At 42.7% G+C, this 25,866-nt stretch carries 26 protein-coding genes; 11 read left to right on the top strand and 15 right to left on the bottom strand.

Annotated features, from left to right (window positions below; all coding sequences use genetic code 11):
- The first annotated feature begins 69 nt into the window (after positions 1-69).
- From rimO to AC5590_RS19365, 3 genes are all read left to right on the top strand, one after another.
- The gene (gene rimO, locus AC5590_RS19375; RefSeq protein WP_169265117.1) at positions 70-1,389 is read left to right on the top strand and encodes a 30S ribosomal protein S12 methylthiotransferase RimO; all 1,320 of its coding nucleotides are present in this window, start codon (positions 70-72) and stop codon (positions 1,387-1,389) included.
- Between the two features lie 186 nt (positions 1,390-1,575).
- Positions 1,576-3,120: a DEAD/DEAH box helicase gene (locus AC5590_RS19370; RefSeq protein ID WP_169265116.1), complete on the top strand. Its 1,545-nt coding sequence runs from the start codon at positions 1,576-1,578 to the stop codon at positions 3,118-3,120.
- 240 nt (positions 3,121-3,360) lie between these two features.
- A complete protein-coding gene (locus AC5590_RS19365; RefSeq protein ID WP_169265115.1) occupies positions 3,361-3,945 on the top strand; it encodes a Uma2 family endonuclease in 585 nt (194 codons plus the stop codon).
- Positions 3,946-4,449: 504 nt separating this feature from the next.
- Here the strand turns inward: AC5590_RS19365 and AC5590_RS19360 are convergent.
- Positions 4,450-5,832 carry a 1-acyl-sn-glycerol-3-phosphate acyltransferase gene (locus tag AC5590_RS19360; protein WP_169265114.1) on the bottom strand — a complete coding sequence of 461 codons (1,383 nt, stop codon included), beginning with the start codon at positions 5,830-5,832 and terminating at the stop codon, positions 4,450-4,452.
- 84 nt (positions 5,833-5,916) lie between these two features.
- Here AC5590_RS19360 and AC5590_RS19355 point away from each other — a divergent pair, with 84 nt between their 5' ends.
- The 5 genes from AC5590_RS19355 to folK all read left to right on the top strand — a co-directional run bounded on the left by AC5590_RS19355 (position 5,917) and on the right by folK (position 11,635).
- Positions 5,917-7,737, top strand: a complete 1,821-nt coding sequence (locus AC5590_RS19355) for a proline--tRNA ligase (RefSeq protein WP_248277225.1) — start codon at positions 5,917-5,919, stop codon at positions 7,735-7,737.
- A 130-nt stretch (positions 7,738-7,867) separates the two neighbouring features.
- On the top strand, positions 7,868-8,683 hold the full coding sequence (locus tag AC5590_RS19350; protein ID WP_169265113.1) for an LmeA family phospholipid-binding protein: 816 nt from the start codon (positions 7,868-7,870) through the stop codon (positions 8,681-8,683).
- A gap of 65 nt (positions 8,684-8,748) precedes the next feature.
- Complete coding sequence (locus tag AC5590_RS19345; RefSeq protein ID WP_169265112.1) at positions 8,749-9,387, top strand: GerMN domain-containing protein; 639 nt, start codon at positions 8,749-8,751, stop codon at positions 9,385-9,387.
- Between the two features lie 538 nt (positions 9,388-9,925).
- Complete coding sequence (locus AC5590_RS19340) at positions 9,926-10,954, top strand: D-alanine--D-alanine ligase family protein (RefSeq protein ID WP_169265111.1); 1,029 nt, start codon at positions 9,926-9,928, stop codon at positions 10,952-10,954.
- A 192-nt stretch (positions 10,955-11,146) separates the two neighbouring features.
- Positions 11,147-11,635, top strand: coding sequence for a 2-amino-4-hydroxy-6-hydroxymethyldihydropteridine diphosphokinase (folK, locus tag AC5590_RS19335; protein ID WP_169265110.1), 489 nt, complete (start codon positions 11,147-11,149; stop codon positions 11,633-11,635).
- A 188-nt stretch (positions 11,636-11,823) separates the two neighbouring features.
- Here the strand turns inward: folK and AC5590_RS19330 are convergent, their stop codons facing one another.
- The 14 genes from AC5590_RS19330 to AC5590_RS19265 form a co-directional block, all read right to left on the bottom strand.
- Positions 11,824-12,486, bottom strand: coding sequence for an HAD family hydrolase (locus tag AC5590_RS19330; RefSeq protein ID WP_169265109.1), 663 nt, complete (start codon positions 12,484-12,486; stop codon positions 11,824-11,826).
- A 293-nt stretch (positions 12,487-12,779) separates the two neighbouring features.
- Positions 12,780-13,940, bottom strand: a complete 1,161-nt coding sequence (locus AC5590_RS19325; RefSeq protein ID WP_169265108.1) for a methyltransferase domain-containing protein — start codon at positions 13,938-13,940, stop codon at positions 12,780-12,782.
- A gap of 186 nt (positions 13,941-14,126) precedes the next feature.
- Positions 14,127-15,020, bottom strand: a complete 894-nt coding sequence (locus AC5590_RS19320; RefSeq protein WP_169265107.1) for a dihydropteroate synthase — start codon at positions 15,018-15,020, stop codon at positions 14,127-14,129.
- 118 nt (positions 15,021-15,138) lie between these two features.
- A complete protein-coding gene (locus AC5590_RS19315; protein ID WP_498823674.1) occupies positions 15,139-15,306 on the bottom strand; it encodes a hypothetical protein in 168 nt (55 codons plus the stop codon).
- A gap of 253 nt (positions 15,307-15,559) precedes the next feature.
- Entirely contained in the window at positions 15,560-15,682 is a 123-nt protein-coding gene (locus AC5590_RS19310) for a transposase (RefSeq protein WP_169265139.1), read from the bottom strand.
- Between the two features lie 54 nt (positions 15,683-15,736).
- The gene (gene tmpR, locus AC5590_RS19305) at positions 15,737-16,456 is read right to left on the bottom strand and encodes a bifunctional dihydropteridine reductase/dihydrofolate reductase TmpR (RefSeq protein ID WP_169265106.1); all 720 of its coding nucleotides are present in this window, start codon (positions 16,454-16,456) and stop codon (positions 15,737-15,739) included.
- Entirely contained in the window at positions 16,450-16,899 is a 450-nt protein-coding gene (locus tag AC5590_RS19300; protein ID WP_169265105.1) for an NUDIX domain-containing protein, read from the bottom strand. Before AC5590_RS19300 ends, tmpR begins: the two co-directional genes overlap by 7 nt.
- Positions 16,900-17,223: 324 nt before the next feature.
- Positions 17,224-17,568, bottom strand: coding sequence for an ArsR/SmtB family transcription factor (locus AC5590_RS19295; protein ID WP_169265138.1), 345 nt, complete (start codon positions 17,566-17,568; stop codon positions 17,224-17,226).
- A gap of 64 nt (positions 17,569-17,632) precedes the next feature.
- On the bottom strand, positions 17,633-18,184 hold the full coding sequence (gene accB / locus AC5590_RS19290; protein WP_169265104.1) for an acetyl-CoA carboxylase biotin carboxyl carrier protein: 552 nt from the start codon (positions 18,182-18,184) through the stop codon (positions 17,633-17,635).
- Between the two features lie 132 nt (positions 18,185-18,316).
- Entirely contained in the window at positions 18,317-18,874 is a 558-nt protein-coding gene (efp, locus tag AC5590_RS19285) for an elongation factor P (RefSeq protein WP_169265103.1), read from the bottom strand.
- A 729-nt stretch (positions 18,875-19,603) separates the two neighbouring features.
- On the bottom strand, positions 19,604-21,694 hold the full coding sequence (locus AC5590_RS19280; protein WP_169265102.1) for a pentapeptide repeat-containing protein: 2,091 nt from the start codon (positions 21,692-21,694) through the stop codon (positions 19,604-19,606).
- 463 nt (positions 21,695-22,157) lie between these two features.
- Positions 22,158-22,727: an REP-associated tyrosine transposase gene (locus AC5590_RS19275; RefSeq protein ID WP_169265101.1), complete on the bottom strand. Its 570-nt coding sequence runs from the start codon at positions 22,725-22,727 to the stop codon at positions 22,158-22,160.
- Positions 22,728-22,849: 122 nt separating this feature from the next.
- The gene (locus AC5590_RS19270; protein WP_169265100.1) at positions 22,850-23,098 is read right to left on the bottom strand and encodes a type II toxin-antitoxin system Phd/YefM family antitoxin; all 249 of its coding nucleotides are present in this window, start codon (positions 23,096-23,098) and stop codon (positions 22,850-22,852) included.
- 172 nt (positions 23,099-23,270) lie between these two features.
- The gene (locus AC5590_RS19265) at positions 23,271-23,531 is read right to left on the bottom strand and encodes a DUF4926 domain-containing protein (protein WP_169265099.1); all 261 of its coding nucleotides are present in this window, start codon (positions 23,529-23,531) and stop codon (positions 23,271-23,273) included.
- A gap of 317 nt (positions 23,532-23,848) precedes the next feature.
- Here AC5590_RS19265 and AC5590_RS19260 point away from each other — a divergent pair, with 317 nt between their 5' ends.
- The 3 genes from AC5590_RS19260 to AC5590_RS19250 all read left to right on the top strand — a co-directional run bounded on the left by AC5590_RS19260 (position 23,849) and on the right by AC5590_RS19250 (position 25,799).
- Positions 23,849-24,571 carry a pyridoxine 5'-phosphate synthase gene (locus tag AC5590_RS19260; protein WP_169265098.1) on the top strand — a complete coding sequence of 241 codons (723 nt, stop codon included), beginning with the start codon at positions 23,849-23,851 and terminating at the stop codon, positions 24,569-24,571.
- Between the two features lie 115 nt (positions 24,572-24,686).
- Positions 24,687-25,382, top strand: a complete 696-nt coding sequence (locus AC5590_RS19255) for a nuclear transport factor 2 family protein (protein WP_169265097.1) — start codon at positions 24,687-24,689, stop codon at positions 25,380-25,382.
- Positions 25,383-25,469: 87 nt separating this feature from the next.
- Positions 25,470-25,799, top strand: coding sequence for an MgPME-cyclase complex family protein (locus tag AC5590_RS19250; RefSeq protein ID WP_169265096.1), 330 nt, complete (start codon positions 25,470-25,472; stop codon positions 25,797-25,799).
- Positions 25,800-25,866 lie beyond the last annotated feature (67 nt).

Below are 25,866 nucleotides of genomic sequence, written 5' to 3'. Positions count from 1 at the left end.
TGTTTGAAGCAAAAAAACTAGCCCTTAAACCGTTGAAGTACATGAAAAAACCTAAAGATTTTTGTGAATATGGGTGACAAGCCAACAATTGCAATTTCTCACTTAGGGTGTGAGAAAAATAGAGTAGATACAGAACATATGCTCGGACTCCTAGTAGAAGCAGGGTACGGCGTAGATTCTAATGAAGAGTTAGCAGAATATGTTATAGTTAATACATGTAGTTTTATTGAAGCGGCAAGAGAAGAATCTGTTAGAACTTTAGTAGAACTGGCAGAAGCAGATAAAAAAATTGTTATCACAGGCTGTATGGCGCAGCACTTCCAAGAACAGTTGTTGGAAGAGTTGCCTGAGGCAGTAGCAGTGGTGGGAAGCGGGGATTATCACAAAATAGTGGATGTTATTCAGCAAGTAGAACAAGGTAAGCGGGTTAAGCTCGTTAGTTCACAGCCAACCTACATTGCTGATGAGACCACACCCCGGTACCGCACCACAACAGAAGGAGTCGCTTACCTACGAGTTGCCGAAGGTTGTGATTACCGATGTGCTTTTTGCATAATTCCTCATCTGCGGGGGAACCAGCGATCGCGTACCATAGAATCAATAGTTACCGAAGCAGAACAGCTAGCAAGTCAAGGTGTCCAAGAAATCATTTTGATTTCCCAAATTACGACCAATTACGGTATCGATATTTATGGTAAGCCGAAATTAGCTGAATTACTTCGTGCTTTGGGGAAAGTCAATGTTCCTTGGATTCGTATACACTATGCCTATCCAACCGGACTCACCCCAGATGTGATAACAGCAATTGGTGAGACATCTAACGTCTTACCTTACCTGGATTTGCCCTTGCAGCATTCCCATCCAGACATTCTCCGCGCTATGAATCGTCCCTGGCAAGGACGGGTGAACGATGGGATTATCGAACGCATAAAAGAGACATTACCAAAAGCTGTGCTGCGAACGACGTTGATTGTCGGTTTTCCAGGAGAAACACAGGAACATTTTGAGCATCTGTCGCAGTTCATCCAGCGTCATGAGTTTGACCATGTGGGTGTGTTTACCTTTTCAAAAGAAGAAGGAACACCTGCCTACAACCTACCAAATCAGCTGCCTCAATTCGTCATGGATGAGCGGCGGAACGTAATCATGGAACTCCAACAGCCGATTTCTTTAAAGAAAAATCAACTTGAAATTGGCAAAGTCGTTGATGTTCTGATTGAACAAGAAAATCCTGTCACAGGACAATTAGTTGGTCGTTCTGGCAGGTTTTCCCCAGAAGTAGATGGGCAGGTATTTGTTTATGGAGAAGCACGCTTAGGAACCATCGTACCAGTAGCTATCCAAAAAGCTGATGCTTACGACCTTTATGGTCAAGTTGTCACCAACTAAGTTGTCATTTGTGAGCCAGCCGTTGCCAAGGCAGGTTTTCAACTATTTGGCGAGTGTCGCTCATCACAAAGCGTACGCGACTTTAAACGTCAAAAGACCTGTTATAGGCATACCCTAAGGGTTCTTTGTCTTTTGAGAAATCACAAATGACTCATCAAAAAACCAAACGAACATATAGGAGAATTAATGAATCTTTCGTTTTCAGATTTAGGAATTTCACAAGAGTCTGTTCAGCAATTAGAAAAACTAGGCTTTAGCGCACCAACAAACATCCAAGCGCAAGCAATCCCACACCTGTTATCAGGTCGTGATGTTGTAGGTCAATCCCAAACTGGAACAGGAAAAACAGCAGCATTTTCACTGCCAATTATAGATCAGGTGGATGTGACTCAAAAAGCTGTCCAAGCTTTGGTTCTAACACCAACTCGTGAGTTAGCTATTCAAGTTCACGATGCGATCAATCAATTTATTGCAAACCAAGATTTGCGGGTTTTAGCAATCTACGGTGGTCAATCGATAGATCGTCAAATGTTACAACTCAAACGCGGCGTTCATATGGTAGTAGGTACGCCAGGGCGAGTGATAGTCTTGCTTGATCGAGGCAGTTTGAAGCTGGATCGGGTGAAATGGTTTGTGTTGGATGAAGCTGATGAAATGCTAAGCATGGGCTTTATCGACGATGTGGAGAAAATTCTCTCTCAAGCTCCCAAAGAGCGTCAGACAGCTCTATTCTCGGCAACAATGCCTCCCTCAATTCGTCAATTAGTCAACAAGTTCTTACATTCGCCCGTCACAGTAACCGTTGAGCAACCAAAAGCCGCTCCTAACAAAATTAATCAGGTAGCTTATGTTGTACCGCGCCACTGGACAAAAGCAAAAGCATTACAGCCCATTCTTGAAATGGAAGATCCAGAATCGGCTTTAATCTTTGTTCGTACTAGACGCACAGCAGCAGAACTCACCAGTCAACTGCAAGCAGCTGGTCATAGTGTGGATGAATATCACGGTGATTTGTCGCAGCAAGCACGGGAACGGTTATTGATACGGTTCCGCAATCGTCAAGTAAGGTGGGTCGTTGCAACGGATATTGCAGCACGAGGTTTAGACGTTGACCAGTTGTCTCACGTGATTAACTTTGACTTACCCGATAGCGTAGAAACCTATGTTCACCGGATTGGTCGTACAGGTCGAGCTGGTAAAGAAGGTACAGCCATTTCTCTGGTGCAGCCCTTTGAACGACGCAAGCAGCAAGTGTTTGAACGCCATAATCGGCAGACTTGGCAAGTGCTGTCGATTCCTACACGGACACAAATTGAAGCGCGGCAGATAGAAAAATTGCAAACTCAAGTGCGAGAAGCATTGGCAGGTGAGCGTTTAGCTTCATTTTTACCAATGGTAAGCGAGCTGATTGAACAATACGATGCTCAGGCGATCGCTGCAGCAGCGTTGCAAATTGCTTACGACCAAACCCGTCCTGCTTGGCTGCAATCAGAACCAGACATTACAGAAGAAGATCTTGTACCCCCAACTCCCAAACCCAGACTGCGGACAGGACGTCGCGGCGATTTGTCTTCTGATCGCCCCCGCTCCTCTTGGTCTTCATCCGACACCAACAACACAGAAGGAGAAAAACGTGGCAGTCCCAAGCCCAAACTGCGGACAGGACGTCGTGAGACCTCAGTTTCTCCCAAAAAGCTAGGTTCCGGTGCAGCTAGGGAAACTGCTTCTTAAGTTCTTGTGATGAGTCATAAGTCGTGAGTTCCTGACTTTTGACTATTGGCTTTTAGTTCAGTTAAAGATTGATAAACTTATCAATCTGGACAATTTCATCATCACCAAAATCAGCCCAATGTGCCAGCATGATTTGTATTGGTTGGGCTGTTTTTGCATTTGTGATGAATTATTTTGCGCAATTTAAAATAAGTCATAGGTAGCTTCTATTTTTTCAAGTCCTGAAGTTCCTAAAATGCTATGACTATAACCACAGCAAAACGTTTTACAATTTCTGAATACGATCGTTTAGCAGAACTCGGATTTTTCAGTGAGGATGATCGAGTTGAGCTGATCAACGGAGAAATTATCCCAATGCTATCGAAAGGTAAACCACATTCTGTTTGCCAAACCCTTTTAGAACGAGAGTTATACAAACTTGTAGGGGAACGTGCAACCCTACGAGGACAACAACCAATTATTATTCCTGACTACAACGAACCTGAACCAGATCTTGTGATTGCACAAAATCGAGATGATGACTATCTCAGTGCTCATCCCAGTCCCACCGATATATTACTGTTAATTGAGATTGCTGATTCTTCCCTCAAATATGACCAAGAGGTGAAATTACCGATTTATGCTCAAGCGGGTATTTATGATTATTGGATATTTAATTTAGTACATTATTGCCTAGAATGCTACAGCGAATCTTATCAAGACTTACAAGGAAAATTTGGTTATCGTAAAAAGTTGATTGTTCTGCCGAACGAATCAGTTGCCATACCATATTTTCCTGATTTATTCTTAGATTTGTCAAAGGTATTTCCTAAGCAATTTGTCTGAGACTAGACTGAACTTACCCGGTCCAAATGTACTACAAATATCCCTAAGCCTTGACACACAATGATTCCGAGCGTTGAGAACTGAAATTCCGTATCCATCTAAAGTCTGCATTAAAGAGCACATCTGTGGTAGGCTAAAAAATGGGTGTCAACGCCTCAAATTCGCGATGCCACGACCCTTTGACAATTTGTAAGGGCGTAACGGCGATTGAAAAAACCGTATGATTGTCGCTCTGGTTAGGTGTTAGCTCTTTTTGGTAGGGGCGAAGTTCAGACAAGACTATGCAAGAGCCAATTAAGTGCCCACAGTCAAAAGTCAAAAGAAAGAACACTTGTGCTGCTAAAACAGTATCGTCGTGAATACCTGTAACTCTTCTATGAGCTAACAGCGTCTGCAAAAAGCTCTATTTCATTCAATTGAAAATGGCTGCAAAGTCTCCCTTACAACAATATGCCAAACGGGGAGAGTATATTCTACAGTGAAGGATTAGCCACAAGCGGAACACTACCTTATCAAATCCTCCATCGCCAGCTGTAAATCCTTCGTCAAATCAGCAACCGCTTGTCTTGCAGCTTGACGATTTGCCTGATAAGCCGGATAACGTTCAGAAACAGATATTGGCTCACCTATTGTTATTTTTACCTCTTGCTTGCCAAGTGTTCGGTAATGTGAGGGGCTACCGCCTCTGATTTTAGTCACCATACTCCATATCAGTAAGGTTGTCTCCGCAAAGCGTTCTGGTGTGGGTTTTTCTCGTACGTATTTACCTGTGACAGCAACCAAATTTTCCACCAGCCTCATGTGCCACATTCGTAAATTAGCTTCTTCGGCGATGCGATCGCCTAAAGCACGTTCTAAAGGTGACAGTGCTTTGACATCCTTAAATTCTTCACGAAAAATATAATTCCAGCCAGCCTGTTCTACGCGACGACAGCGATCATTAAAATTTCCTTTGGGTTGTAAGTCAAAATACTGTTCTGCAACTTGTAACACAATATTTAACAAAGCATTGAGACGAGATGCCAACAGTTCATTGACATCTTTTGCTTCTTCTTGCACAGGCAGTTTTTGATGATAAAACCGCGTGTAAAACTTTTCCATCAAAGACAGTAAATGTTCGCCTAAACGAAATAACCGTGGATAGAGAGAGTCGAAACTGCTCTGTTGTGAGTGGCTTTGTGTGTCTACGGCTAAACCGCAAGCAGCTTCCAATTCGGTTAAAAGTTTGGCGATCGCATTCCAAGGAGCCGAAACGTAACTATATTTAATTCCAACTGGTACAATAAAAACCTGCTCATGTCGATTGTCTTTGTGCAAATCTTCAGCACACCAAAAGCCGAGTTGAGCAATGCCGGGTTCCAATGGGTTGACAATTTCTGAAAGACCATTCGTGGCTCCTTCTGGTGCAGCCGCCATCGGGAACTGACCATTGGCAAACAAATCACGCGCTGATCGTAACCCCGTCCAATCTGCCTTACCTCGGACGATAGGCGTCCCACCCAAGCGTGAAGCCACCCAGCCAATGTAAGAACCAGCCCATAAAGGAATTCCCCGGTCGTAGATAAAATGAGCGTGAATCGGAGGCTGTAGCACTACACCCTTGTGTCGTGCTAGCTTTGGCAAAATGTGGGAAAGCAAGTACACAAGACAAAGTGGATCTTCTGCCTTGGGATGACGAAATGCGATTAAAAAACGGATTTTGCGATCCTGAAACTTGCGATAAAGATCCAGCAAAACTTCCGGGTTGTCTGCTTCAATATGACTAATTGCCGTTCTCCAGTGTATTAAGCTGGGTAGGAACAACTGGCAAAGTCGTAAAAACCAGGGGTCTAGCGCTGGAGGGATAAATTCTAGGGGTGGCTGTGCTTGATAAACGACATCAGGCAAGGTAAAAATGCTCCTGAAGTTGCAAGCCTTCATTTTAAACTGTAACTGAAATAGAGATGATCGAATTTGGAAAGGGGACAAACGATGCGACTGTCACAAATGTTATTTCTCACACTCAGGGATGATCCAGCAGATGCTGAAATTCCCAGTCATAAACTTTTGCTTCGTGCAGGATACATTCGTCGCATCGGTAGCGGTGTCTATGCCTATCTTCCGCTCATGTGGCGAGTACTGCAAAAAGTCTCCCAAATTGTGCGGGAAGAAATGAACGCCGCTGGCGCACAAGAATGTCTCTTACCCCAACTTCAACCGGCTGACTTGTGGAAGGAGTCTGGACGCTGGGACACCTACACCAAAGCTGAGGGTATCATGTTCGCCCTCAAAGATCGTCGCGACCAGGAACAAGCCCTAGGACCAACTCACGAGGAAGTCATCACGACAATTGCTCGTGATATGATTCGTTCCTATCGTCAGCTACCACAGCTGCTCTACCAAATTCAAACCAAGTTCCGTGATGAAATTCGCCCCCGTTTTGGTTTGATGCGCGGACGAGAATTCATCATGAAGGATGCTTACTCCTTCAACGTAGATGAAGAAAGTCTAGAAAAAACATATCAGGATATGCACATCGCCTACAGTAATATACTGCGGCGGTCTGGCTTGGCTTTTCGTGACGTGCAAGCCGATTCTGGTGCAATAGGTGGTTCTGCTTCTCAAGAATTTATGGTGCTGGCGGAAGCAGGCGAAGATGAAGTCCTCTACACTAAAGATGGGCAATACGCGGCTAACGTAGAAAAAGCAGTTTCTTTACCACCGGACGCGCAACCCTCTGCATTTACCAATTACGAAAAACGAGAAACACCAGGGACGGAAACAATTGAGAAAGTCTGTGAATTTTTGAAATGTTCCTCCACCCAACTTGTGAAAAACGTTCTTTACGAAACAATTTTTGATAATGGAACATCAGTATTAGTGCTGGTGAGCATCCGAGGTGACCAAGAAGTTAATGATGTCAAGTTACAAAATGAATTGACAAAGTTAGCTCCGAAGTACGATGCGAAAACGGTGATTAAACTTGCAGTACCAGATACAGAAGCTCAAGCAAAATGGGCTAGTAAGCCTTTGCCCTTGGGTTACATTGCTCCTGATGTTGCGGATGATTATATTAAATCTGTGAAGAATATAGCACCAGGCTTTTTACGTTTGGTCGATAAAACAGCAACTGATTTAAAAAACTTTGTCACGGGTGCCAATGAATCTGGCTACCACGTCGTCGGGGCAAATTGGGGTGAGCAAGTTAAGTTACCAGAGTTTGCCGTGGATGTGCGCAAAGCTAGACCAGGTGATCGCGCAAAGCACAACCCAGAGCAAACCCTAGAAAGTGCTCGTGGGATCGAGGTAGGTCACATATTTCAACTGGGCACTAAGTATTCCATAGCAATGGGTGCAACTTTTACCAACGAACAGGGTGAAGAGAAACCTCTACTCATGGGTTGCTACGGTGTGGGTGTCTCACGCTTGGCTCAAGCTGCTGTAGAGCAATCTTACGACAAAGATGGAATTATTTGGCCAGTGGCGATCGCACCTTATCACGCGATTATTACAATTCCTAACATCAACGACGCCCAACAAATGGAGATCGCTGAAAAACTTTATGCCCAACTTAATCAAGCCGGAGTTGAAACCTTGCTTGATGACCGGAATGAACGGGCAGGAGTAAAATTCAAAGATGCAGATTTGATTGGGATTCCATACAGAATTGTCACCGGACGAGCGATCGCCAATGGCAAAGTCGAAGTTGTGGAACGAAAAAGTCGAAAGTCACACGAAATTGCGATCGCTGACGTTGTATCTACACTAAATCAGTGGATTCAATCGGTGAACAGTGAACAGCGTAGTCAGTGAACACTTAACAGTGAACAGTTAACAAAAGAAACAGATCCGTATTTTCTGTTGTAACTGGTAACTGGTAACTGGTAACTGATAACTGATAACTGGTAACTGGTAACTGAATACCACTATCACAAACGAAAACATGGAATTCTTCATACTCCTTGTATCTGGCTTGTTAGGGTTAGTGACTCCGGTTGGACTGGTGGCTGATCAGACTGCTGAAAATGCTATCCGTTCTCAGTTGGCTCAGGTAGAACAATTGCAAGTGCGAGTTGACAATGCCCCTACTCACCAATTGCTGCAAGGCAAGGTAGAAAAAGTGCGTGTTGCAGGGCGTTCTTTGCAACTCAAGAAGTGGCAAGACATTCGTATTGCAGCTTTAGAATTGGAAACTGATGCAATTGAATTAGAACCGCGCAGTCTGGGAAAAAAACGACCATTATTCAAACGACCTTTACAAGCTGGTGTCCGTTTGGTGTTAACTCAACAGGATATTAATAAACTCATACAATCACCTCAATTTATGGTGATGTTACAAAAGCTAAAAATTAACACAGGCGGTTCTTTAAACACAGCGCAGAAGAATTCTGTCTATCATTTTACCAATCCAAATGTAAAATTTTTAGCCGACAACCGCTTGAGTGCCCAAGTAGAATTACAGGATAGAAGTCTGGATAAGCCCTTGTCAATTAGGGTGGAATCAGGATTTCGTATCGTTGGTGGCAGGAATATCCAGTTAGTTAACCCAATTGTGGCAGCCAATGGAGAACAGGTTCCACCTCAATTTGTCAACACAGTTGTGAACAATCTCAACAAACGATTGGATTTAAGCAATCTGGAAGGTGACGGTCTACAAGTACGAATCCTAAAATTGAACATGAAACCAGAAGAGTTAGAGATTGCCGCATTTTTGCGAGTAGAGCCATCTTCTAGGTTTTTGGAAACCCCTAGTTTATAAGTATCGTCGTTAACCAGACTTCTCCTCATACAAATACTATTTCAGCCTAAAGGTAGGTTTTCAATATGAAAGAACAGCAAGGATCTAACCGTTTATCTCCAGGTATTATTGCAGCTATAACAGCAGCGGTTATTGCAGTGGGTGGTGGTATAGCTTTTTTTGCCAGTAAACCCGATAATAATATTTCTAAGAATCCTCCTAATAATCCCCCTGTACAAATCCCTGTTCCAGCACTAAGTCAACCTCCAGCATCAACAAACCAGTTGACTGCTGAGCAAAAAGCTGAAGTTTTTTGGCTGCAAGATACAGGTAGTGGGTTTAAGTTGGTTCCCCAAACAGTTCAAGTCAAAGCTCTTGGGAAGTCGCCTAACGATGTTTTAGAAGGAGCTTTCCAACAGTTATTAGCTGGACCAACAGAAAGTAGCGAAACTACCACAATTCCACAAGGAACAAAGCTACTAGGTGTTAAGGCAGCAAGTGATGGTGTCCATGTCAATTTATCAGAAGAATTTGAAAGTGGAGGTGGAAGTTCTTCAATGATGGGTCGTGTGGGACAAGTTGTCTACACCGCTACGGCTGTAGATAAGAATGCCAAAGTCTACATTGAAGTAAACGGCAAACCTTTAGAAACTTTAGGCGGCGAAGGTCTGGAGTTAGAACAGCCATTGACACGTGAAAGCTTTAATAAAAATTATTCACTTTAGGTCAGGTAAATGGTTTCATCCCTCGGTTTCAACTGGGGGATGAATTTTTTTAGAATTCTTCAACATATTACTATAACTTATAACGGGTGAGCAGTTCCTATCCGGAGCATAAGGGGTAAAGGCAAAGGGGGAAAGAATTATCAAAAAACCTTTCCCTTTTAACCTTTCCCCTTTCCCATAAGAGTGGCAATTGTTACTTTTGCAATGTTGTTTATAGTTTTTTCTATTCACTCAGTATATAAACGGACTTTTGGGGTAATAAATACCATCTTACTGGAGTTTAGACACCTGAAATATTTACTGCTTAGGGCTTGTTGTCAAAATTATCAGAAGAACAGAGGCGTCAGTCGCCAGAAGTCAGAATGAATTCTGTGCGACGCAAGGGAGGAGTATGGGCGGCACGTTTTGGGTTGTTGCTTCTTACCCAAAAGCTGCCTTGTCTAAATCCAAGGGCGGAAGTGATTCTAACTCCTGAATCAGGACTTGCTGAATTCTTTTTTTAATATATCCTGTATAACAGTGCCTAAGAAGATGAATCATGTCAGTACTTCGTATCCTTCATGTAGCAGGGTCTCCATCCAGTGATTTTTACCGTGAATTGTCACGCAATTACGCCCATAGCTGTCTGGTAGCTACGGCAAATCCATCGCGCTACGAATTTTTAATTGCATACATCACACCTGATGGCCTGTGGCGATTTCCTTCCTCTCTGAGTCTTGAAGATATTGCTGTCGCCAAACCGCTTTCTCTGTTAGAAGCTATACAGTTTATAACAGCGCAAAACATTGACGTTATGTTGCCACAAATGTTTTGTCTGCCTGGAATGATTGAGTACCGCGCACTATTTGACTTGCTTAAGATCCCTTACATAGGGAATACTCCGGATCTGATGGCATTAACAGCTCACAAAGCCAAAACCAAAGCAATTGTCGCAGCAGCTGGGGTCAAAGTTCCTTCTGGAGAAGTGCTCCGCAAAGGAGACGTTCCCACAATTACACCTCCAGTAGTCATCAAACCCGCAAATGCCGACAACTCTTTAGGGGTGTCCTTAGTCAAAGAAGTTGCTGACTATGATGCTGCCCTGAAGAAAGCATTTGAATTTGCTTCGGAGGTGATCGTAGAGACATTCATTGAAGCCGGTCGAGAAGTCAGATGCGGTGCTATTGTCAAAGATGGGGAACTCATCGGTTTACCCATGGAAGAGTATCAGATAGACCCCCAGGACAGACCGATCCGCAGCTATACTGACAAATTCAAGATACCCATCGAGGGCGACTTGGCTTCAACTGCTAAGAACTATGTCCCTGGTTGGATTGTAGATGTTAATGACCCGATCACCCAAAAGGTTCAGCAAGAAGTTAAGAAGTGTCATTTGGCTTTGGGCTGTCGCCATTATAGTTTATTTGACTTCCGAATCGACCCACAGGGACAACCTTGGTTCTTAGAAGCTGGGTTGTTTTGTATTTTTGACCACAACGCGGTGGTTGCCTGTACGGCGAACAAAGTGGGAATTCCTTTAGATGAGTTATTTCAGACGATGATCAATCAAGCGTTGGGCAAGATATGATACTCGACAAATTACCCCTTTGAAGAAACACAGGGGTGTAAGGCGAAGTAGCAAGCATTTTAGAGTTGGGAATCCAAACACGCCTAAAAATCAGGAAAGTCTGTGTGAAGAAGGGTTTGGCTGTTTGATAAGCAAAACTAGTCTAAACTCTAAAAATAAGTGCTATCGTCTTAAACTATTGAAAAACTTGCAATGACACAGCATTCTGTTAGTGCGATCGCTCTCGGGAGTAACCTTGGTAATTCCCAAGCCATCTTAGAAGCTGCCCTGGAAAAACTGGATCAAACTCCAGATATTACGGTCAAATCACATTCTAGTTGGTATAGAACAAAACCAATAGGTCCGTCACAACCAGATTATCTCAATGGCTGCGCCCTATTAGAGGTGCAGTTAAGTCCCCAGAAATTGTTAGAGACTATGCTGGGAATTGAACAAGAGTTTGGTAGAGTACGTCAAGAACGTTGGGGACCAAGAACCCTAGATTTGGATGTACTTCTGTTTGATGAGTTAATTCTAGAAACACCTGATCTGCAAATCCCTCATCCACGGATGACAGAAAGAGCTTTTGTTTTGGTACCATTAGCAGAAATTGCTCCTGATTGGATAGAACCCGTCTCAGGGATGCCGATCTCCCAACTCGTTCAAAAAGTTGATTGTTCTGGAGTGAGTTTGGTCAGTTAAGCCAACAAATACATTTCCTGCTTAGCAGAACTAGGGATCATGTCGTAAGTCCTGTTCCAAACTGCGTGCTGCAATTGCACTGTGAGCTACCGCAGTTGCAAGACAAGGATCTCTGGGATTTGCGACGTCTCCTGCAGCGTAAACGTGCGAAATGGATGTACGAAGAAATCGATGTATCCTTTGTATTCTTAATACATTAATGGAATCGCATCAGCCAAACTAGATAAAACCAGGAGGGCTTTTTCCTTCACGTCCTCGTCTGGTAATGCTTGATTAGGAACCATAATAGCCATACATCCAGCAGCGATCGCAGATCTGATACCGTTATTTGAATCTTCAAATACTACTATATTCTTTGGCTGACGGTTCATACAACGACTTGCTAAGGTGTAAATTTCAGGATCGGGTTTTCCTCGTTGGATCTGATCGGCGGTACAAATCACATCGAAGGCTTGTAAATAACGGGTTTGACTCAGATGCATTTCTACGTGTTTCCAAGTTGAACTAGTTGCCAAACCTATAGAAACCCCTTGTTTTTCTAAATAAGAGAACAATGTTTCAAATCCATCTCTAAACTTCACGCCTTTTTTGTTTAGCGTTTCCTGATATTGCTGTTGTAAAACTTTATTGAAAATTTCGACGGAAAACTCTTCTCCAAAAGTTTTACTCAATATTTTATCGCATTCAGCATGAGGAATTCCTAAGAGTTGAGCATAACATTCATCACTGATAAAATAACCTAATTCGTGAGCTGCATATTGATATGCATACTTGTACCACGAGCCATTATCAAGTATTAAGTCATCCATATCAAAGATGACAGCATCAAAATATCGATCCAGTATATTCATAATTTTTCACAGAAAAATAACTCTGTTGAATTTAAAGATTGTCACAGTTTTTGACACCTGGGTTCCTCCGAAAATGCAAAGAAAGTCCATGCAAGTTTTTAAAACTAAGTCTTGCACACATTCAGTCAACGTAACAATCAAATATTTACATCGTTACTGATAGTTAAGAGTAAAAAAAGACAAAACTACTAAAAAAGGCAATATAGGACTCCTATTTGATTTTTGGTCAACTAGATATACCTTTTTCCTTCTTGACTGTTCCCTTAACCTCAGATGAAAAAGCCCACTTCAGATTAGTCTTCTCCATTCACATAAAGTATGGCAATCAAGGTATGACCTACTCCCAAACCGGGCTGTGTATTTGATTCCAAGCGACACAAATACTTAGCCAAAGTTGGTTCAACAATATTGGCACGAAAATGGAGGTCAGAGTTACTTTCTTGAAGCCGTGATAATTCTTGTTTCAATCCTGCCACTGGTTCTGGCAATGAAATCTGATGTATAACATTAAGATGTTCTCCAAGATGTTCCCCACAAAATTCCGCCGCTTCGAGAACCAACTGATTCCACATTTGAGAAAACTTATTGAAGAACTGGTTCACAGGAGATGGTGCTATAGGCAATTCACACCGAAAGAGCAATTCTTGAAAGTCTGTTATTTCCTCAGATTTGTACAAAGAGTTGATCACTTCCCGATAGGGGGGGATAGCAGGATTATATTCTCGGGTTGATGTATGACGTCCGACCATCATTGATCGATCAAAAAACTCAAGACTAGAAATGTTACAATTTGCCTGTTGGGCAGCTTCATGGATCATTTGCTTTAGTTCTGGACTGTAGTAGCAGGTCATCATCATGGATTCTTGCTCTTGCCCTTCTGCTAAAAAGCTCATTCGATAAGCCCAACGGCTTTGATCCCACTGTGATACCCATTCTATGGAGTATCGTCCTAAAACATCAACAACTACTAGAGATTGGGTTTTATTTTTTTTAATAGCCTTAAATATATTTTCTAATGTATGTCGGCTTTCTTCTTTAGTGAGATGGGAATAGGGAACTCCGCAAGATAAATAAATTTCTGTTGGTTGGTCTGGAATGTTCAACCTAAAATCAGTTTCTAGAAAATTGACATTGGGAGTGTCTGCCCACTTTTCTTTGGCTACTTTAACCATTTCCAAGCTGTTATCCAAACCTAAATAGTAGAGATCTCTACCGTCGAGTCCGATATCATCTAAAGCATTCTGAACCAAAACCAATCCTCCACCTATTCCAGATCCAAAATCCATAATCCGTAATGATTTAGGAGAGTATGTCTGTTGTAGTTTTTGGATAGCCTGACCTATCACGGTGCGTGAGAATGGTTCCTCCCATTCGCTTTTGACGCTATCTTTCCTTTTGGGAGATAAGTAGTGGTTAACTGCACTCTTATATCGATCTTGATTTCCAATCGCCATAAAATTTGACAGATTCGCTGCTTAGGGAGATTCCTAATAACTTACCATCAAATATGAAAAGATTATAATCTTGACAGTCAAATCTTTGATCAAACCAATCTCAAAGTTTGTTAAACGATTGACATTAACAAGCAATGAATGATTTCTTGCTGGTTCCTCTACGGTTATTTCTGATTTTCTAAGACTTTAAAATAAACTGAGAGTATCTAAAACTCCTTTCACTTTAGGAACTTCATGAGTTCTTAGTAGATCGCTTTTTCCCAATATTGCTAGAACTGCCGTAAAAGCCTGAGAACTTCTGAATTCTTCTCCAAAACATTCCAGCGCAGTAGGAACTATATTGCAAACTGGGAACCCCAACTTTCTCAGCCTAAAAGAATTTAATAAGGTTTTGATCTGATATCGAGTTCGCAGCGACTTGTGTTGGTAGTAGAAATTTTGATATCCAAAACCCATTCCTGGATCAATAAATATTTTTCTTACACCTAGTTTAGTAGCTGTTTCTATCTCGTTGGCAAAATAATCATATACTAAATCTATTGGGTCTTCAGTAAACGTAAACTCACCAACCTCTCTAGCATTTTTTCCCTGAAGATAACAGATAATAATTCCTGCGTCGAACTCAGAAACCGCTCGATAAATGTCTTGACTGTTCTCACCTCCAGTTAAGTTGATGACATTTGCCCCTGCCCGTAAACATTCTCTAGCTACTTCCGGATAATAGGTTTCAATTGAAGTCAAGACACCTTCTTGATCAAAAGTTTTCAGAACAGGTAGAAGTTGACTTTTTTGTTGAAAATCTTCAACTCTTGCTGCTGTTGCGCCTGTAGACTCAGTACCAATGTCGATAATATCAGCACCTTGCTTTGTTAAGACTACTCCACGACGGATCGCTTGTTCCGGACTGTAACAAATGCTATTCTTATACCAAGAATCAGTGGAAAGATTAACGACTCCTAAAATTGCTTGTCTAGAATTAAAATTCAAGTGCTTGTTTCCAATTGTAAATTCTTCAACTTTGGCATTGAATGAATCTTGATGCTTTGCATAAATATTGTAAATATCTTCGAGAGTAAGCATTTTTTAAGTTTAGTTAGTGAAGGATAAGAATTCTAAGTTTTTGAGTACTTTTAGTACCTGTGATGCCAAACTAGTTGTTGAAAAACAATAGCAACCCTCCAAAGATTTTTGTGAATCATCAACTAGAGATGCTTAACAGGTGAGACCAGCCCCCGTCTTGGTGAGTCCACTTGCCGTCTTGGTGAACCAGCACTGCGGGAGGGTTTCCCTCCGCAGGTGACTGGTGAACCCCGTAGGGGCGGTTCCCGTCACGAACGCGAGTGCGTCTGGTGTAGGAGTTTGGCAAAGTGGCGAACCCGTTAGCGTCCCTTGCGCGTGTCCCCTTGGGACTCAGCGTGCCCGCAGGGCATAGGGCGGTCTCCGTCACGAAAGCGAGTGCGTCTTTGTAGGAGATTCGGAGACTGGCGTAAGGCGTGCGCTCTGCGCACACCCGAAGGGAAACACGCAACACAGAAGAAGGAACAAAGGTGTACGAAGCTCCGTAAAAATCACAGAAAACTTCTATAAGTTAATACAATGGAGTTATGAGTTTAGAACATTCAATAGTTTCTAAACCCATAAACAGACCATTTAACCAGCTTCAACTTATTTTTAAGACTTTTTACTACAGCATTCGTGGTTATCTTGCCAAAATAGGCAAAGATTTCGCACCATCGAACTATTAATCTTCTTACTGTCTAAAAAGTATTAAATTGCACAAACTAACTCATTTTCTACTACAATTTCCAACCCCCCGATACCTCCAAAATTTGTCCTGTAATGTAATCTGCCTCGGGACTAATAAAAAAACAAACTGCATTACTCATTTCTTCTAAGGTTGCCGGTCGTTTTGTCGGTAGCTTGGGAGTAGTTTCTTCCAAACCAATGGAATTTTCTACGACTCCTGGGGACACCACATTAGCAGTAATATTGTCTGTAATTAGCTCCTGAGCTAAAGATTTGGTATAGATGATTATACCAGTTTTAGCGATGATATAACCTGTATCTTTCTGCCGCGCGACCAGATTCTGGGCACTAGCACAAGCGAAATTAACGATGCGTCCCCAATTAGCTGCCTTGAGATGGGGAAGTGCGGCTTGAGTGATGTAAAAAGTGGCATTAAGATTGGAGTCAAGAACTTCCTGCCACTCTTCTACTGATGTTTCGCTAGTTAGTTTGTAGAGGAAATTGCCCACATTATTAACAACAACTGACAAGCCACCAAGTTCTTTGGCTGCATTTTCTACCAAGGACTTAGCTTGATCAGGATTGGTAACATCTGCTTGGAGGGCGATCGCTTTAACTCCATAAGTCGCTGCTTCCTCACTAGCTTTGCTGGCTGCTTCTGCACTACGGTTATAGTGAAATGCGATATCAAATCCTTGACTTGCTAGCTTGAGGGCGATCGCCCGTCCAATTCCTCCCGACGATCCGGTTACGAGCGCTTTTTTTAGCATTGTTCTTGAACTTTATTGTGATATAACTTGTCGATTTGCTTTTGCAGATAATCCAAAATCAATACATGGGTGTACGTATTAAGAGGATACTCTGTTGCCCTTTGGGGAGTCACCCATGCCCATTCCTCAATTTCTTCGTTGGGTGTGATGGTTTCGCCCTTCGAGAACGCGTAGTAGTTCACCATAATGAAATGGGCTTCCCGCACAAATTGTGAATCTAGAACTGCTTCTTGTAGTAACCCAAAGCGTACGTCAGTCAACTCTAAACCGACTTCTTCTCGAAACTCTCTTTTAACTGCAGCTTCTAGCGTTTCGCCCCATTCCACTTTACCTCCCGGTACACCCCATGTGCCTCGCCACTTGGTCGTTTTGACTATTAAGACTTGTCCATGAGAATTCACAGCAAGTGCCCCTACAGTCGTTAAAGGGAAATGCTTCTCCACAGATATCTGTCCGATTGGGTTTGATTTTGCATTACTTTGCCTTAACCATCTAGAATAACATCTCTAAGTTAAGCATTGACACAAAGGTGATTATGTGGGCACAATCTCACTTTCTGTTTTAAGTGTTCCAAATATAAAGTAAATACTAAGACATCAGTCTATTCGCTTTGTTTAGTACTTTGCAGCAAACTAAGTTCAGTTTAATACTGAATAAGCGCGGACTCGCTCGTGGAGTTATCTTGTGTTGTGTGTTCTGCATTTTGTTAGCGTAGCGGGCCGTCCGAGAGTGCGCCCCCTAAGGGGCTAGCCCGTTTTTCTCAAGAATTACTTGGTATTTAAGAACCGAAAATTACGGGCTTGCTGTTCTAACCTGGAGGCGAGTCGATCGCAAACCCTGTTACACAATTCAAAAATCATTTCATCTTCAACTCGGTAATAGGCACAGGTTCCTTCACTGCGACGACTAAGGATTCCCGCTTGCCACATGACCTTCAAGTGTTTTGATACATTAGCCTGAGAAGTCTGTGTTGCCTCTACCAATTCTTGCACGCATTTTTCTTCATCTCGCAGCAAATGCAACAGCCGTAGGCGCATAGGTTCACTCAAGAGGCTGAAGTATTCAGCCACTTGTTGCACGACTTCTGGCGGTACAGGCAACGCTTGTTTCATCAGGGCAGACCCGTAAGGACTCATTAAAAATTTAACAACTAGGCATCGATATATAGATTAATACTTAATCTGGGTTAATTCGCATCAAAGGTTGACCATATTCTACTGGTTCACCGTTTTGTACGAGAATTTCTATGACTTGTCCGGATACTTCGGCTTCAATTTCATTCATCAGTTTCATGGCTTCTATGATACATACTGCTTGACCGCTCCGAATGCGATCGCCCACTTGCACAAATGGTGCTTCGCCTGGACTCGGCGCACGATAAAACGTCCCCACCATTGGGGAAGGGATTTCCACAAACTTCTGTTCTATAACAGAGGAACCAATCGGTGGTGAGTGTACGCCAGAAGTATTACTGTCAGTGGGGCGGTTTGGCGGGGTTACCGTCACTGTCGGAGGCGACATTACTAACGGAATAGGCGGTGGAACTGGTGTGTTCGGTGTACCAACCGCCCCTAACGCCCCTTGAGGTGCTGCTGACAACATTGGAGGAACGCTTACAGCCTTACGAACTGTGAGTTCAAAATCGTCACTTTTGAGCGTGACTTCTGCAATGTCCGTTTGTGCAATGGTTGTCAACAGTTGGCAGATTTCATTAAAGTCCAATGGCACAGCTTTCCTTACCTCATGCAATTAGATCGTACAGAGACTTTATCTTTTGAAATGAATTTGTATAGTTAGGCAGGGATGGAAATCCCTGTCATAGATGAAAATCGGGATTTGCATCTAGAGGTGAGAAGAAAGTTACTCCCTGCCAAGGTATTTATCGTCACGGGTGTCTATACGGATGCGTTCTCCTTGAGAAATAAACAAAGGAACCATCACCATTGCTCCCGTTTCCAAAGTTGCAGGCTTAGAACCACCAGTAGCAGTGTCACCCTTAACACCTGGATCTGTTTGCACAATTTCCAATACTACGGAGTTAGGCAGTTCCACTTCCAGGACTTGGTCGCCCCAGCGAACAACATTGGCTTCCATACCTTCTTTGAGGTATTTTACGCGATCGCCAATCTGTGAGGCGCTCAATCTGCCTTCTTCATATGTTTCCATATCCATAAAGACGTATTCGTCACCTTCTTTATAGGTATGTTGCATTGTGCTTTTTTCCAGGTTAGCTTGGGGAACTGTTTCACCTGCGCGGAAAGTTTTTTCCACCACGCTTCCACTTTGAACATTTTTCAATTTCGTCCGCACAAAAGCAGAACCTTTTCCTGGCTTAACGTGGAGGAATTCCACCACACGCCATACGGACCCATCTAATACTATCGAAACACCGGGTCGAAAATCGTTGCTGGAGATCATGAAACTTTTAAAATTTTGGGAGACAATCGGGATTTATTTTAACCTCCAATAGGAGTGATTAGTTATTTCTTTGATCATTAGTTATTAGTACTTAGTCAAAAACCAACAGTTATCCTTCCTCCCCGACTTTCCCGGCGAACTTCACTTTTTTAGTATGCCAGCAACATGATATTAGCTGCTGCGGCTGAAAAAGACAGCAGCAATGATAATTAACCCTAAAAGCGCCAAAGGTACCCAGAGATTCGGAAAATCAGACAAACTCATAAAATAAAAAAACAAAAATCAAAAATTGTTTTTCGTCAAAAAGACGACAACTTTTTTTTAATGGATTAAATTCTAGTTGTCCAGCTGTCTAAATTTTCGATCATCCTGCGTTGAAGTGAACAATTCTCTTATCTCAATAAATTGTTCACTGGAGCTTGACTAATAAACGAGTATGTGCATATGCATTAGGAAACGAACAATGGTGTTGTTCGTAGGGCTGAGGGGAAGTGCGATCGTCCGTATATGCCCGAAGGGTTTGCCTCAGATACTCATTCACTAATTCAATAATCGGGATATCGGGAAAGTTAGGACTGAAATTAGCTTCTACTTTCGTATGGTGTAAGCAACTGATACGCGCGTTGCATTCATACGTATTACCTCACCCCGCCCTACGGGCACCCCTCTCCTTATAAAGGAGAGGGGATGGAGGTTTGTGAACACAATTTCGTATGAAAAGCTTTATACTCAGCCTAAACCCAGAAACTTTGAAATCAGTGGCAAAAGTTTACTACACGCCTCAACTAATGTTGCTGCACTCGGTAAGCCAGCAACTGTACCTTTTAAAATTTTCATAGCCGTTTTCGCTCCCTTTTGCATCGCCCCTTCTTGAGGATTTTTCCCAGCTTCGGCTAAAGCTTTCACTTGTTCTAATGCCTCAGCTTTATCTTCTTCGGTTAAATTCGTATCAGCCTCAATTGCCTCTTGCAATTGTGTCAACAATTCCTTTATTCCTGGTGTTTCAGGTTCCGGAGACTCTGGTAATTGGTTGATAGTATTTGTAACAGTACCGCTAATATCAATCTCACCGAAATTCAAAGCTTGTCCGCTAGCATTAAAATCTCTGCCGACATTGCCAATTTCAATTTTGCGGCTGGCATCATTGCTGTTAGTCATATTTTTATTCTCTAGTTTGTTGTCAACTTGAACATTTATAGGTTTACTCGCTAATAAGCTAATAATCTCTTTCATCTCTCCACTTTGTTGACGATAGATGACTATCTGCTCATCTTTAGCTTGTAATTGTGCTTTATATTTTTCTTCTACGGCTTGCAGTGCTAGTTGATAATTTTGTGTAAAATCACTATGAATCTTTTCTTTATCAGCATCAAGAGGCACGTTAACCTTAACGACGACAACGCCATCACCTTTGTTTTCAATACTCTGGATAGCGAGTTCCGTGTCTGCATTTTCCACTTGCACTTTTTTGAAAGCCGCAGCAAAAGCTTTCCAGTTTATGCCGTCGCGGAAAATTAAATCAACGGTAGTTAAAACTTCTTCAAACAGCTTGGTAAATTCTCCTGGTTGAAATTCGCCACTACTCGGACGGCGTTCGCGATCATCGGTTTCAGGTTTGGGTTTTTCTAGAAGATAGATAAAGCGACAATCGACATTATCTAACTTGGTTGTACTTTCAATATTCCACGCTTTCACACAAGCACCAGTCATGTGAGCGCTGGTAAAATCAGTGCCAACAGCTTGAGTGAGAGTCAAGTTTGTCGACTCTAAACAAGCTCCTTGAAAGGTAGCTTCACTAATATCAGCGTCTTTGAGATTAGCGTCTTTCAAGTCAGCGCTGATGAGATTTGCACCTTTAAGGTCAGCACCAACATAGGATTTTCCTCGACCATTGCCAGTGACGAGCAAATAGAGAACATCTCGGTTAGTTAATATGGTGTCGCCGACTCTGGCAAAGTCAAGTTTTTTTGCCTTATAAAAACGAGTCCGTGTCAGGTTAGCTTTTCGTAAATCTGTGTTTTTCAGAGTTGCACCAGTAAAATCAGCATCGGTTAAATCAGCATTACGAAAACTGGTTCCACCTGTAGCAGCAAAGGCGATGGCAAATAAGCGAACCCAGGTATATTTTTTATCTCCAGCTAGACTACGCCAGCCAATGTAAGCGCTAAACAGTACGAAGGCAACGGCAACGGTGATAGCGATGGCGAAAGGAAGGGCGGCAAAGGCGATAGCTAGGGTGACGACGATGACTCCAGCGATCACTCCAGCGAAGGTTCCGGCGATGGCAACAGCGAAGGTGATGACGAAGGCGATGGCAAAGTTAATTGCAAAGGCTCCAGCAAAGACGAGGGCAAAAACTCCAGTGAAGGCAATGGCTTTAATGGAGACGAAAGCAATGTAAAGAGCAAAGGCTGCGATGACAGTAAAAACGGCGGCAGCGGCAGAGGTTCCTAAACTTACTGTTAAACCCTTGCGAATAGTGACAGTAAAAAAGACTGGAAGCGCAATTAGGCAGATTACACTAGCGATGATGTAATCAAGGGTGGTAGTGTCAAAAAAAAATACTGCAAATGGTACAAATCTACCAGTAATGATTGACAAAAACCCTGATAATCCTGACAGCAGCCATGAGATTATGAGCAATCCAATTACCTGATGTCTCTGTAACCCAGCCTTAGCACCTCGGAAGTTAGCATCTTTGAGAATAGCGTTGCTAAAATTTGCTCCTCTAATATCTGCTTTGCTAAAGTTTGCTCCAGTCAGGTTTTGACCTTTAAAGGAGCGCCCTCGGAGATTTTGACCGGAGTAGTCTGGCGGCATAACTGGGTCATGAAGGGTTTTTGTTTTAGAATTTATACAATGTGACTGTGCAATTTTCCGGATTTTGGAAAAATTTCGTCAAACAGTATAGATTGCATAATTCTCAATAAGCCCGTAGGGTGGGCAAAACACACCACAAAAAAGCTAGTTGCAACTCCCGGATTTAATTTTTGCCCACCTTAATAAATGCGATCTGCCGAAGGCAGCAGCGTTTGCGCAGCGCCAAAGCTCGCCGGGGGGATACTCCCCCCGGCGAGCTTTGCCCCTTAGGGGCTAGCTATCGCCTGTAAGGTGGGCATTACTCTATTCTTGATAGATTTCAATATTTTGGGCAATGCCCACCCTACCTCTTTGTCTAGGAATATCTCGCGCTTGCTAAAAGTGCGATCGCCCGTAGGGTGGGCATTGCTTACGAAATCTTGCAATATGTTCTAAAAGATTAAGAGCAATGCCCACCTTACCCTTATTCACCAAATACCATCTCAGCGAAATCTGGAACTTGGGGCTTTTTACCACAACAGCTACAAGCCCAATCAGCCTGATATCCGCCTTTTTTTACCCATCTGTGAAAACTGGAATACTCCCATAAGTGGGGACAGGATACTAACCCATGTTTAACTGGATTGTAATGGATGTAATCCAAATGCCTTGCTAGATCTATTTCATCACGAATAGTGTGTTCCCAGAACCGACGTTGCCAGACATTACTTTCTCGGTGTTTGCGTCGCGAAGCTGAAACATTTTGAGGTAATGACTTTTTACCCCGTAGCAATCTTGTAAACAGAACTTTTAACCGGGAGACTCGTTGCGAGTAATCTAAATCATCAGATGGTAACGTCCACAGGAAATGAATATGGTTGGGTAAAATGACTCCTGCAGTAATTTCAAAGGGTTTTTCAGTCCGTGTCTTGGCGACAGCAGTCCGCAAGCGAGAGATGTTTTCTGGCTCGGAAAATAGAGGTGTGCGGTAGTAAGTCACCAGAGTTAGGAAAACAGTTCCACCTGGGACATAGGAGCGACGATATTGGGACATATTGGGTAATATTAATAATTTTCGTGGGCATTGCCCTATCAGATTATTGTTATAAAGTATACTTTTTGAAGGGCAATGCCCACCCTACCTCTGTGCTCGTTTGGTAAAGCGTAATTCCCACACTACCAATCAAGCTCCTGTTTGGTCACACATTCCTCAAGAGGAGTACGCATTCCTTCAAGGAGATCCTCTCGCATTCCAGGTACTTGCAGTATGTACAACGTTTCTTGAATTGCGTTCCAGTCCTCAAGAGCAACAAGTACCGCTTGATTTTGATTACCAGTAATTATGACTGGTGTGTGAGATTGTGCACTTTCATTGATGACAGCATCAAGGTGCTGTTGTGCATCGTTAACATGAATCACATCCATAATTGGAACCAATTGCTTTACTTAAAAAGCTATTAAAAATAACCTAGACTCTAAGTTAACAAAATTAAGTTCGTAGAGTAGGCAGTGCCCACAAAATATTGAAAAATATTCTAAAAATATAAGAGCAATGCTTTCTTGGAGAGTAAGAATTGTTTGCCAAAATTAAAGAAAGTCAAGCAACAGTAAGTTCATATTGCAAAAGTAAAAGCTCATCTGCTTTCAAAGTAGCCATTGCATATTCACGCCCTTGGGTGTCAGCAAATTCCACTAAATAATGATATTCTTCTGCTTCTTCATACACTTCTACAATCGTTCCGACTTGTCCACTTGGTAAACTTTTGATAGAAGTGTAATCCGGTTCTACCAAACTTAATCGCTCAATTGAAACTGGGTTGAGTAGGGCGACAGTATCCAAAAGTTTAAATTTTTTCATCGATTTTTAGAAATGCAGAAATTAAACGTGGATTCGGTTTTTTCGAGGTCATTTCTCAGATGGTACGCAGTCGAACCCCAGTGGTAATTTCATTGTCTGTTGAAATGCCCTAAGACAGAAAAGCCTAATACAAGAAAGATATTATCAGGCGCTCGCTCTAGTATTCCGTTTCTATCACCTCAGAACTCAAAACCTTAACCTCATAATTCGGACGAGGTGAGTGCAAAATGAAAACAGGCGATCGCCCCACTCACCTTCCAACCTTTATTCCCTGGTAAAATCAAAACCTGAAGACTGTGTATAGGGAGACAATCAAGTTGCCTACACTTGGTGTAAACATTGACCACATCGCCACGATTCGCCAAGCGCGGCGGACGGTGGAACCAGATCCTGTGGCGGCGGCGGTACTAGCAGAATTAGCTGGTGCAGATGGTATTACGGCGCATTTACGGGAAGATAGGCGACATATTCAAGAACGGGATGTGCGTCTGTTACGACAAACAGTGAGAACGCATCTGAATTTGGAGATGGCGGCGACAGATGAAATGGTTGGTATTGCCCTGGATATCAAACCCGATTACGTTACTTTAGTACCCGAAAAGCGAGAAGAAGTCACCACAGAAGGCGGACTAGATATTGCTGGTCAGATTGATAGAATAGGACAGGTAGTTGATAAATTGCAAAGCGCTGGTATTCCTGTCAGTCTATTTATTGACGCTGAATTAGCACAAATAGAAGCATCTGTCAAGGTGCAAGCAAAGTTTATTGAGCTACACACTGGGCAATATGCTGAGGCTAAGGATGAAACTAGCCGCGAGCAGGAATTAGCCTTGCTATCCAAAGGGTGTGAGCAAGCAATAAATGCAGGGCTACGAGTGAATGCTGGACATGGACTCACTTACTGGAACGTCTATTCTGTCGCTAATTTGCCAGGGATGGAAGAACTAAATATTGGGCACACGATTGTTAGCCGCGCCGCACTTGTTGGTATGGAAAGAGCAGTCCGTGAGATGAAATTAGCAATGCGGGGTCAACTATAACAACAATCAGCAAGCAACTAACAGTATAATATAACGATTTTGGGGTTCGACTGCGTAAATCCAAAAAGTCTTTGGTATGTTCAAGACAGAGATTATTTTCTGACCATAATTTATTATGAGCGCAACACAGTCGAACGATACTCCGGTTTGGGTACAAGATAGAGACACAGTGATCGCACATAGTCCTGACGCCCAGTGGCGCTATCAAACCCCTCCAGATTACTCTCGCTCAAAAGAAAATCTTGCGAAACAAAGTACATACAACTACGCTGAAGGTTCACTAGAAGCAATTGTCCAAAACTTAGTCAGAACTTTTGAAATGGAAGCATCGTTCAAAACCAATCCACAGCAGTGGTTGTCGGTTGTGAACGAACAGTTTCGTATGAGTAGTAATGGTGGTCCTGCTTATACAGCGTCAGATGTGGTCAAGGCTGGCACTTATAATTTATTTATTGGTGATACAGAAGAATACAAGGCTTCTGAGGAAGACTTTGAATCATCAGCCAACCTTTTCCATACAGCATTTCCCCAAGGATTTCTGTGGGAAGTGCTTGAGGTTTATTCGGGTCCACCAAATGTTACATTTAAATGGCGACACTGGGGAACTTTTAATGGTTCATACAAGGACTATACACCAACAGGAGAGACAGTAGAGGTCATCGGTATAAGCTTGGCGCGTGTTACTGATGATTTGAAAGTTCTTTCTATTGAACACTACTTCGACAACAGTCTGTTTCTCAAAAAGCTAACAAACGGTCAAAAACAAACAACTGGCGAACAGCAGGAAGGTGGTTGTCCGTTCCATTCCTAAATCAGGTACTCTATATTTTAGTTATTGTGTAGGACACAGCGCAATCCTCTGTGTCCTACACAATAACTAGATTAACAAAGGATGAAAATGCAAACATATTATTACATTTTGGCGAGTCAACGGTTTCTCCTGGAAGAAGAACCGATGGAGGAAGTTCTCAAGGAACGCACTCGTCACTACCACGAACAAGAAAAAGAAATTGATTTTTGGGTGGTTAAGCAACCAGCTTTTCTGGAAGCATCCCAAATGTCACAAGCGAAGGCAAAATGCCCCCAGCCAGCAGTAGCGATTATCTCCACGAATCCCCAATTTATTACCTGGCTGAAACTTCGATTAGAATATGTCCTGACAGGCGAATTTCAAGCTCCTTCACCAGAAATTCCTGATGCTTTGGCATCTCTGGCTGCCGTATCTTAATGTATGATAATTAGTCATTAGTGAGACCAGTGCTGCGGGAGGGGAGCCACTGCGTTGGAGAGCCCGC

The sequence above is a fragment of the Brasilonema octagenarum UFV-OR1 genome, from assembly GCF_963888615.1.
GTDB lineage: Bacteria > Cyanobacteriota > Cyanobacteriia > Cyanobacteriales > Nostocaceae > Brasilonema > Brasilonema sennae.
This window is presented reverse-complemented; position numbering and strand designations above follow the sequence as displayed.

Bases quoted from the DNA above. Each gene is read 5' to 3' on its own strand.
- rimO (WP_169265117.1), top strand. From the start codon at position 70: ATGGGTGACAAGCCAACAATTGCAATTTCTCACTTAGGGTGTGAGAAA.
- AC5590_RS19370 (WP_169265116.1), top strand. From the start codon at position 1,576: ATGAATCTTTCGTTTTCAGATTTAGGAATTTCACAAGAGTCTGTTCAG.
- AC5590_RS19365 (WP_169265115.1), top strand. From the start codon at position 3,361: ATGACTATAACCACAGCAAAACGTTTTACAATTTCTGAATACGATCGT.
- AC5590_RS19355 (WP_248277225.1), top strand. From the start codon at position 5,917: ATGCGACTGTCACAAATGTTATTTCTCACACTCAGGGATGATCCAGCA.
- AC5590_RS19350 (WP_169265113.1), top strand. From the start codon at position 7,868: ATGGAATTCTTCATACTCCTTGTATCTGGCTTGTTAGGGTTAGTGACT.
- AC5590_RS19345 (WP_169265112.1), top strand. From the start codon at position 8,749: ATGAAAGAACAGCAAGGATCTAACCGTTTATCTCCAGGTATTATTGCA.
- AC5590_RS19340 (WP_169265111.1), top strand. From the start codon at position 9,926: ATGTCAGTACTTCGTATCCTTCATGTAGCAGGGTCTCCATCCAGTGAT.
- folK (WP_169265110.1), top strand. From the start codon at position 11,147: ATGACACAGCATTCTGTTAGTGCGATCGCTCTCGGGAGTAACCTTGGT.
- AC5590_RS19330 (WP_169265109.1), bottom strand. From the start codon at position 12,486: ATGAATATACTGGATCGATATTTTGATGCTGTCATCTTTGATATGGAT.
- AC5590_RS19325 (WP_169265108.1), bottom strand. From the start codon at position 13,940: ATGGCGATTGGAAATCAAGATCGATATAAGAGTGCAGTTAACCACTAC.
- AC5590_RS19320 (WP_169265107.1), bottom strand. From the start codon at position 15,020: ATGCTTACTCTCGAAGATATTTACAATATTTATGCAAAGCATCAAGAT.
- tmpR (WP_169265106.1), bottom strand. From the start codon at position 16,456: ATGCTAAAAAAAGCGCTCGTAACCGGATCGTCGGGAGGAATTGGACGG.
- AC5590_RS19295 (WP_169265138.1), bottom strand. From the start codon at position 17,568: ATGAAACAAGCGTTGCCTGTACCGCCAGAAGTCGTGCAACAAGTGGCT.
- efp (WP_169265103.1), bottom strand. From the start codon at position 18,874: ATGATCTCCAGCAACGATTTTCGACCCGGTGTTTCGATAGTATTAGAT.
- AC5590_RS19280 (WP_169265102.1), bottom strand. From the start codon at position 21,694: ATGCCGCCAGACTACTCCGGTCAAAATCTCCGAGGGCGCTCCTTTAAA.
- AC5590_RS19275 (WP_169265101.1), bottom strand. From the start codon at position 22,727: ATGTCCCAATATCGTCGCTCCTATGTCCCAGGTGGAACTGTTTTCCTA.
- AC5590_RS19270 (WP_169265100.1), bottom strand. From the start codon at position 23,098: ATGGATGTGATTCATGTTAACGATGCACAACAGCACCTTGATGCTGTC.
- AC5590_RS19265 (WP_169265099.1), bottom strand. From the start codon at position 23,531: ATGAAAAAATTTAAACTTTTGGATACTGTCGCCCTACTCAACCCAGTT.
- AC5590_RS19255 (WP_169265097.1), top strand. From the start codon at position 24,687: ATGAGCGCAACACAGTCGAACGATACTCCGGTTTGGGTACAAGATAGA.
- AC5590_RS19250 (WP_169265096.1), top strand. From the start codon at position 25,470: ATGCAAACATATTATTACATTTTGGCGAGTCAACGGTTTCTCCTGGAA.